General features: G+C 43.9%; 10 protein-coding genes. 6 read left to right on the forward strand and 4 right to left on the reverse strand.

The genetic code is table 11. The features are described from left to right. Nucleotides 1-125: 125 nt before the first annotated feature. Both NGM62_RS21000 and NGM62_RS21005 read left to right on the forward strand, forming a co-directional pair. Nucleotides 126-254, forward strand: a complete 129-nt coding sequence (locus NGM62_RS21000; RefSeq protein WP_262250279.1) for a hypothetical protein — start codon at nt 126-128, stop codon at nt 252-254. 10 nt (nt 255-264) lie between these two features. Next, nucleotides 265-621 carry a hypothetical protein gene (locus NGM62_RS21005; RefSeq protein WP_262250280.1) on the forward strand — a complete coding sequence of 119 codons (357 nt, stop codon included), beginning with the start codon at nt 265-267 and terminating at the stop codon, nt 619-621. A gap of 302 nt (nt 622-923) precedes the next feature. Here NGM62_RS21005 and NGM62_RS21010 read toward each other — a convergent pair whose 3' ends face one another. Further along, nucleotides 924-1,079, reverse strand: a complete 156-nt coding sequence (locus NGM62_RS21010; protein ID WP_262250281.1) for a helix-turn-helix domain-containing protein — start codon at nt 1,077-1,079, stop codon at nt 924-926. 17 nt (nt 1,080-1,096) lie between these two features. Continuing rightward, nucleotides 1,097-1,702 carry a recombinase family protein gene (locus tag NGM62_RS21015; protein WP_262250282.1) on the reverse strand — a complete coding sequence of 202 codons (606 nt, stop codon included), beginning with the start codon at nt 1,700-1,702 and terminating at the stop codon, nt 1,097-1,099. A gap of 332 nt (nt 1,703-2,034) precedes the next feature. Between NGM62_RS21015 and NGM62_RS21020 the strand changes: the two genes are divergently transcribed. Beyond that, on the forward strand, nt 2,035-2,529 hold the full coding sequence (locus NGM62_RS21020) for a hypothetical protein (protein WP_262250283.1): 495 nt from the start codon (nt 2,035-2,037) through the stop codon (nt 2,527-2,529). 297 nt (nt 2,530-2,826) lie between these two features. Here the strand turns inward: NGM62_RS21020 and NGM62_RS21025 are convergent, their stop codons facing one another. Then, on the reverse strand, nt 2,827-3,123 hold the full coding sequence (locus NGM62_RS21025; protein WP_262250284.1) for a hypothetical protein: 297 nt from the start codon (nt 3,121-3,123) through the stop codon (nt 2,827-2,829). Nucleotides 3,124-3,128: 5 nt separating this feature from the next. Next, a complete protein-coding gene (locus NGM62_RS21030) occupies nt 3,129-3,875 on the reverse strand; it encodes a ParA family protein (RefSeq protein ID WP_262250285.1) in 747 nt (248 codons plus the stop codon). Between the two features lie 501 nt (nt 3,876-4,376). Between NGM62_RS21030 and NGM62_RS21035 the strand changes: the two genes are divergently transcribed. The 3 genes from NGM62_RS21035 (at nt 4,377) to NGM62_RS21045 (ending at nt 7,989) form a co-directional block, all read left to right on the forward strand. Further along, nucleotides 4,377-5,084 (forward strand): BfmA/BtgA family mobilization protein, encoded by a 708-nt coding sequence (locus tag NGM62_RS21035; protein WP_262250286.1) that lies wholly within the window; start codon nt 4,377-4,379, stop codon nt 5,082-5,084. Nucleotides 5,085-5,092: 8 nt separating this feature from the next. Then, nucleotides 5,093-6,223, forward strand: a complete 1,131-nt coding sequence (gene mobB / locus NGM62_RS21040) for a MobB family relaxase (RefSeq protein WP_262250287.1) — start codon at nt 5,093-5,095, stop codon at nt 6,221-6,223. Nucleotides 6,224-6,369: 146 nt separating this feature from the next. After that, nucleotides 6,370-7,989, forward strand: coding sequence for a type IV secretory system conjugative DNA transfer family protein (locus NGM62_RS21045; protein WP_262250288.1), 1,620 nt, complete (start codon nt 6,370-6,372; stop codon nt 7,987-7,989). Nucleotides 7,990-8,116 lie beyond the last annotated feature (127 nt).

Here is an 8,116-nt window from a genome sequence, read left to right on the forward strand (position 1 = left end):
TTTGCTGTAAATCAGAAATTTGTCCCATTTTTTAACGGAGTGTTGGTATCACTTTATATACCAAATACGGTATAGGCTGTTGTGAGCGCAAAGCGCGGGATTTTGAGGATTTGATACTGAATCGGATGAACCACACGGAAAAAGCCAACTGGTTTGAGTTGGAAAACTTGGATACGGATGAAGCCTACACCCATTCGGAATGGTTGGAGAAACTTGGCGTAACCGGAGAAGAATTCGAGTTGCTATCCCGATAGATTCTACACAATGGATTTGACAGAACACCCTATCAGAGCGCAGCGGGCGAACCAAAAAAGGTTCCTTGATACCCTGCCTGAATCCGAGCGCGAGGAACACGCTTTCCTTTTCCGCGTGGGTAACCTCTCCTACCGGTATTACATGGACTTGCTTGCCGAACCGAACGAGGAAGATTATTCGGATTGGCTAATAGGCTTACCGCCAAATATTGCCAATGATATGAAACAAAAGGGTTTCGAGGAATGCCGGGGTATGCTTCCACTCCGTAGGCATACAGCGGAGCGCAGCGACCGCGGACTTGACGAATTCATGAAAGCACACCTAAGCGATGCCGACTTTCAGCGATGGAAAGGCAGCAAAGACTAAAATTGTTTATATTTGCTTAGGTTTAGGTTGATAGCCCCTAATCCCATTGGGGCGATACCCCTGTCTTATGGCAGGGGTATTTTTGTAGGAAATGTTAACACCGCAGCCCCGGAGCAGGGTGCCGGTGACCGTGGCCATCCCAAATAGTGTTAACACTTTTTTGTTCCTGGGCAGCTGCAGTTGACCAAAAGTGTTAACAGTCTTTCCACGGTTCCCTGCGGGACCGCCGGAAAGAATCAGCAGAAGTGTTAACAGCTCGTGATTTTCTTTTTGCTCCGCAGGGCGCTCGCCGCGCGGGCAGGTTAGGTAGGTTGATTTTCCTTTTTGGTTAATTTCTCGATGCCGTTGATATAGTTGATATATCGGTAGCAGGTGGTACGGCCAATATGGAAAGTTTTCGCTATCTGCGCTACGGTCATTTCCTGTTTATCATAGATTTGCTTGATGGTCTTGGCCAATGTAATTTGTTCGGGTTTCAGTCCTTTTGGCCTACCCCCCTTTNGGTTAATTTCTCGATGCCGTTGATATAGTTGATATATCGGTAGCAGGTGGTACGGCCAATATGGAAAGTTTTCGCTATCTGCGCTACGGTCATTTCCTGTTTATCATAGATTTGCTTGATGGTCTTGGCCAATGTAATTTGTTCGGGTTTCAGTCCTTTTGGCCTACCCCCCTTTCTGCCACGCGCACGCGCAGCAGCCAGTCCCGCGATTGTCCGCTCCTTAATCAGGTCTGTTTCAAATTCTGCCAATGCACCGAATACATGGAAAAAAAATCTACCGGAAGCGTTACTGGTATCGATGTTGTCCTGCAACGATATGAAAGTCACACCGGCACTTTGCAACCGGCCAACCAAATCGATAAGGTCTTTTAGCGACCGTGCCAACCGGTCAAGTTTCCAAACGATAACCGTGTCACCGGTTCTTATATTCTGAAACAACTCCATTAGCTTCGGTCTGTCCATAGTTTTACCAGTAACCTTTTCGGTGTATATGATTTCGCAGCCGGAACCGGTGAGCGCATCGACCTGCAGGTTTACCTTTTGGTCGGTCGTTGATACACGTGCATATCCTATTTTCATTTTCTGATGTTTTTAAGCTGATTAGCTTCTATTTATTTTGTACAGTGTTATTATCTTCATTGTACTATAAAACGGCATTTATCAAATTTATGAAACATTGATTATTGGTACAAGTTTTTGGAACACTATTTAACCATTTTCTTACAAGATTCCACGGTACTCAGGGAAAGCCGGAAAACGGTCGTTTTCTGAAACACCAATTTCCCAAAAATTGTAATGTACATTACAATTTATATATAAAAGCATAAATATATAAAAACATAAATATATGGTAATGCTAAACTATTTATATATATTTGTATATATACATAATTATATAAATATATGTTTATATGAAAACATTGGACGATAAACTTTGGAAGATTAAACTGGACTCCACCAAGCGGAGCATGGAAGCCCGGCACCATTTCTTGAGCGAAAAGGAAGTTAGGTTTTCCGATGGTACAAGGGCATTCCTTAATTACGACGCGCAATGCGCCGTTCAAGATTTGATGAAACTTTCCACGCTCCAAAAAATGGAGTTATTGAAAATTTCCGATGCGGAGGCAAAGGAATATTTGGAGCGGTTTTACAACGTACATGCTACCAAACTTATTTCCATGCTATCGGCAAAATGGGAGGATAAGGTTTTCGGGGAACCCTGTAGTCTTAACGACCCCGAAACTTTTGCTTACATAACCGGGGTAGAAGATATATCCAAAAGGAAACTGATAAACCTTATAAAGAAACGTAAAGTTGAATCCGATAGCATGTTGGTTATTATCCGGAAGATGGAAGCGTGTCAGGATTACCGGATTGTACCCGGCCAACTGGAATTGTTTGAATAGGGTGGGTGTTATCGGAGCATCTACCCGAAGACACTCACATTGCACGGAAGTGTTAACAATCCGATGCCAGGCCAGGCGCAGCTTTCGCCAAAAGTGTTAACACATCTGCCGGGGATCCCGGCGGGACCGCGGGGATATGCCAACCAAAGTGTTAACAAAAAAGCCCGATATTGATATCGGGCTTTTTTACGCATTCTTCGCGTGCCACCGCGCCTATCCTTTAAGTTGCGTCCCCGCAGAGCTTATACGTTCAACACGGCATATCAAATATATAAAAATACTTTTTATATGCCAAAATTATTCATCCTCTTTCATGCCGTAGTGTTGCTCGATGGCATTCAGAATCAAGTCCCGCATATTCATGCCCCTTTCTTTGGACAGGTCAAATTTAAGTTTGTCGTACATCCAGTTCGGGAGACTCAACGAATAGTTTTTTACGTTAGTCGTCGGGTATTTTCTTGCCCCATCGTATCCGCTACTTAGTGTATTACTTTCAGGAGTAGCCGTTTCTTTTTTAGACCCGGAAAACAAAGCATCCACACCACCGAGATTTTTATTTGAATCGCCAACGTTGCTAAAATTTTTCTTTGCCATTTTCCTTATATTTTAGTTAATATTTCATCAATCAGTTTTCCATAATCGGTTGCTCCGTTACTATCGGGAGCATACGAAAAAATATCCTTGCCAACGGCCGGTGCCTCGGCCAATGACACGTTTACCCGGATATAAGTGTCCAGTAGATTCGCGCCGAAATACTGTTTGACAGAATCGCGGATATCTTTGGTCAGTATCCTTTGCGGATTGCACTTGGTCAAAAATACCCCCGCAATTTTCAATTCGGGATTGAAATGTTCCCGGACGTTTTTGATAATACCTACAATCCTGTCGATGCCCCGGTAGGCGTAGTATTCAGCTTCAAGGGGAATCAGAATAACGTCACTTGGAACCAGTGCGTTTATAGTGAGCAAACCAAGTGATGGAGGGCAATCAAACAATATGAAATCATAATCGTCTTTGATGGGAGCCAGTAGTTTTTTAACGAATGTTTCCCGGCTCATTTTCGAGACCAATTCCAATTCCACACCCACCAAGTCCAATGATGATGGCACAAGGGAAAGGTTCTCACCAACGGGTATCACAGGCAGGGGAATGTTCTTAGATAGGCTGTCATAGATGGTATCCGGATTGTCGCGAACACCCAGACCCTCGGTAAGGTTAGCCTGTGGGTCGATGTCTATCAGCAGCACCTTTTTTCCCCGGTGGGCAAGACCCGCGCCGATGTTCAGGGTGGACGTTGTTTTGCCGGTGCCGCCCTTGTGGTTGATTACAGATATTACAGTTGCCATAGCTTTGAATTTTATGCAAATATATAAAAATATATTTATATAAATGTATATATATGTATTCGTATTTTTATTATTTGCGAAACCATCATCGAGAAAATGCGTGGACAAAAAGCGAACATATTCTTTGATGCCCCGGATGAAAAAAATCCAGTTGTGACAGCGGCCATCTTGCGGGAACACTGGTGTGTTTATGCTGCGTAGTTCACGGTTTAAGGAGGGAAATGCAAGAGCCTTTACGTCAGTCATGGGATACCGAAACGATGTTCCGGAGGCATAGCTGCAAAGTCTCTTCCGGACCATTTTCCGCGAGGCGAAGCCTCGACGGAAAATGGTCAATAAGGAAGAGCAAGCAGGAACCGTATAGTACACGGTTCAAACAGTATAAAATACTGTTATATAATTAGTTATGAATTTTATGATTTAATTATTGTAAATTATTTGTAAATAATTTTTATTTAAGTTATTGATTTATATATATTTGGATTGTAAATTATTTTGTATATGACTTCTAAAGATTACCAAGTTGTTCGCTTAAGCAAATCAACGGCTTTGCGCGTGAAGTCTTTTAATAAGGGCAATAGTTATGAAGATAACATTACCGCTTTTTTGGATTATTTCGAGCGTACAGGTGTAAATCCTTGGATGCTGAAAGAGCATCCTATCGAGGCGACAATGAAAGGGTTTGACCGAGTGATTGCCATTTTAAAGAGCATTGAAAAAAATAAGATTGACGTAATCAATGAACGACTAAAGGATTTGGACATGTTGAATTTTTTCAAAAAGTTTGATGAAAAAGTTAAAGGCCATTTCGATGAACTGGTCGAACGGAAATTGTCGCCGTTGGGAGAAAAGTTGCGGGTGGGAGGGCAGGAAAATGACCGGGAACTTTCCGAGGAACTGAAACGCGAGGAAGTCACTTTGGAGGAAGTTCAAGAATTGATAAGGGTATCCGGGGAGTATAAGGATAAGTGCGAAACATTGCAAAACAGGGTCGATGAACTGGAGAAAGAAAAAGCCAGGTTGGCGTTGGATGCCCCGGAGGATATCCAAAGTCTGACCGATGCTCACGAAGCCCTTAAATCCAAACTTAATGAAGTAACCCGGAGGATGGAAAAGGTCGTCAAACCAAGTACGTTCGGCAGCGGGTTTCAGATTTCGCAAGCCGACTACAAAACGATTTTGGACAGCCTTAAAAACCTGACTAAATAGGGGGGATTATGTTTGCCAAAGTACATCCACCAAAACAAATGCCGGGAGGGGACAATAAGGGCGGCAGCGGCAAACTGTTCGATTATTTGGATAAGGAGAACAACGATAAGGAGCCGGAAGAACGGACGGAGTTTTTCGACCATTCGCGTGAAGAAGTTACTTATGCTGATGCCGTGAAAATGATTGACAGCAACAACAAGAACCTTGGCAAAAACGACTATAAATTTTACATGGTTTCGTTCAATCCATCGCACGATGAGCAGAAGCATTTGGCAAAGATTGTATCGGGCAGGGAGGTGAACAGCTTTAAAGAATTGAGCCAAGATGAACAAGAAAATTTCCTGTACCAAATGAAACAGTTTAGCAGGAACGCAATGGACGAATATGCCAAAAACTTCGGTCGCGAAAACATCACTTCCGGGAGTGACTTAGTGTATGTCGGCCGTGTGGAAACACAGCGTACATATAAGCATTTCGATAGGGATGTTCAGTATAATCAACCGTTGCTTAGGGAGCGGTCGGAGTTAAGGCAGGAATTAAATGGAGCAACCGAGAGGGAAGCCAAGAAAATCAACGAACGCATTTCTGTATTGGAAACTAAAATGCGGAGAACGCAGGAGGGCGAAATCATATCGAAAGGTGTCGCAAAATCAGGGTTCAACGTACATGTGCATGTAGTGGTTTCCCGTAACGATAAAACCCAAACAACCAAATTATCGCCGCTGTCCAAATCCCGTGGCGGCAAGCAAACGTTCCAAGGAAAGGAAGTCATGCAGGGTTTTAATCACGAACGTTTCAAGGAACGGGTAGGGGAGGTGTTCAATGAAAAATACAATTACCAACCGAAACAGCATGAGGAATACAGGCGCAAGAGCCGCACCAATAACAGGCAGAGCATTGGCAGCGTTGCGGCCGCGGTCGGCCTGAATCCGGAACGCAACATAAAAGGGAAAATAAAGGGTATCATTTCGGAACATACTACAAACAACATGCTCACGCAGGAGCGCCGGGTTATCCAGTCGGGCATTCAGGCGGTGAAGAATTCTGTCATGGCGGTGACTAATCCGAAAGGCGCGGCCGTGAGTATGCTGAAACAGGCGATATCAAAAGTGATATCAGCGGTGAGTGAAAGCGGGTAATATGTCAGGTGTTAACATAATTTCGTTCCTGGGCAGCTGCAGCTGCCCCAAAGTGTTAACACCTTTTCCGGAGATCCCTGCGGGACCGCCGGAAAATGCGCACCAATATGTTAACAGTTTTTGTAATGTACATTACAATTTAAATTATGGATGGATTTGTTGAATCGTTAAAATCGGTAGGGGTTTCGGAAGCCGTTTATTTGGCTTTTCTTTTATTTGCGATGCTGATTATCTACAGCATTAATTTGACCGGGAAACGGGTGCTTAATTTCCTTATAGGTACGTTAATGGTTATCGGTGTTCTGTTGGTTTTCGAGAAGATACAACCGCAGACGGCTTTGCTGAATATCGTGGTTACCAGTATCGGGGCATTATACGGAATTGTGACATGGAGCAGGAGGGGAACCGATGCAAGCGGGAAATCGAAACCGGGGGATAAGCGGTTTGCTTTACAGGCAAACGGCAAGCGGGTTCTGTTCGATAACCCCTACCGGAATTTTTTGGTTATCGCCGGTTCAGGCTCCGGCAAGACCAAGAGCATCGGGAAGCCGTTGCTCGAAAACTATATCAAACACGGTTTTGCCGGGTTTGTATATGACCTGAAAGATTTCGATTATACGAAAACCGCCTACGCGCTTACGTTGCGTTACAACTATCCCCACAAGTTCTACTACATCAATTTCATGGATTTGAGCCGGTCGTACAGGACAAACGTGATAAAGCCGAAGCTGATAGAGGAAAACCTGTTGTTGCAACTGATGGCCGATGTCATGAAATCGTATTTAAAGGACGGTCAGGAAAACGAATGGTTTATCAATGCATTGGGTGTGCTGAAAGGTGTGGCAGTCCGCTTCTACCATGATTTTCCGGAACATTGCAACCTGCCCAATGTCGTCAATTACTGCGTACATAATTCTCCGAAACGGCTTACCGAATTTTTAAAAGCGCGGCCGGAGTGCGTGGCGATAGCATCCGGGTTTATCAGTTCAGCGGACAGTCCCAAGACACAGGCCAGTATACTGTCAACTTTGACCGGCTATATCGGTGACCTTGCTTTTAACAAAAAAGTATGTTATGTGCTATCGGGGGATGATTTTGATTTCAATATCATCGACCCGATGAACCCGAAGCTGATAGCGATTTCCAACAGCTATCAGATGCAGGAGGTTGTCGGCCCGGTTATCGGGCTGATGATTAAGACGGCAAGCCGCCATTTTACCCTTGCCAATAAAGTACCGGCCGTTTTTTTCCTCGATGAAGCCACTACATTCAAAATAGACGGCTTTGAAAATATGCCATCCATTTTGAGGGAATACAAATGCAGCTTTACGATGCTTACGCAATCGACCGCTAAAATTGAACGGCTATACGGCAAACTGGATAAGGCATCCTTGCAAGCGAATTTCGGTAATGTGTTCTATGGGTCGATTTCCGAGACCACGGATATCCAAAACTTTTCCATCCTGTTTTCCAAGCGCAAGGATAAACGGGTTTCCCGAACAATCGGCAATTCAGGCCACCGCGACAGCCGCAGCACGTCCGTGACCATCGAGGAAAAAAACAGGTATGACCCTTATTTTTTCCAACAACTAAAACCCGGCGAGTTCGTAGGGGTGACGAGGGAAGCAAACTTGGCAGAGTTCCATTTACGGTTCAAGCAGTTCGAGGAACAGCAGGAAGTGGACTTGCCAATCGTCCATAATATCACGGAGTTCATGCTTAACCAACATTATGAAAAAATAGTCAGCCTTGTGAAAAGCATTTAAAAAAAATTTCTTTTTATATCGAAAATATTAATATTTTAGTTGCGCATTTACATCCGAGTTCTACTATTATTAACCACTACTAACCGGATAAAATAAAAAAGGAGTAAGCCTGCTTGAGGCCCACTCC

The organism is Parapedobacter soli (assembly GCF_025460835.1).
GTDB lineage: Bacteria > Bacteroidota > Bacteroidia > Sphingobacteriales > Sphingobacteriaceae > Parapedobacter > Parapedobacter soli.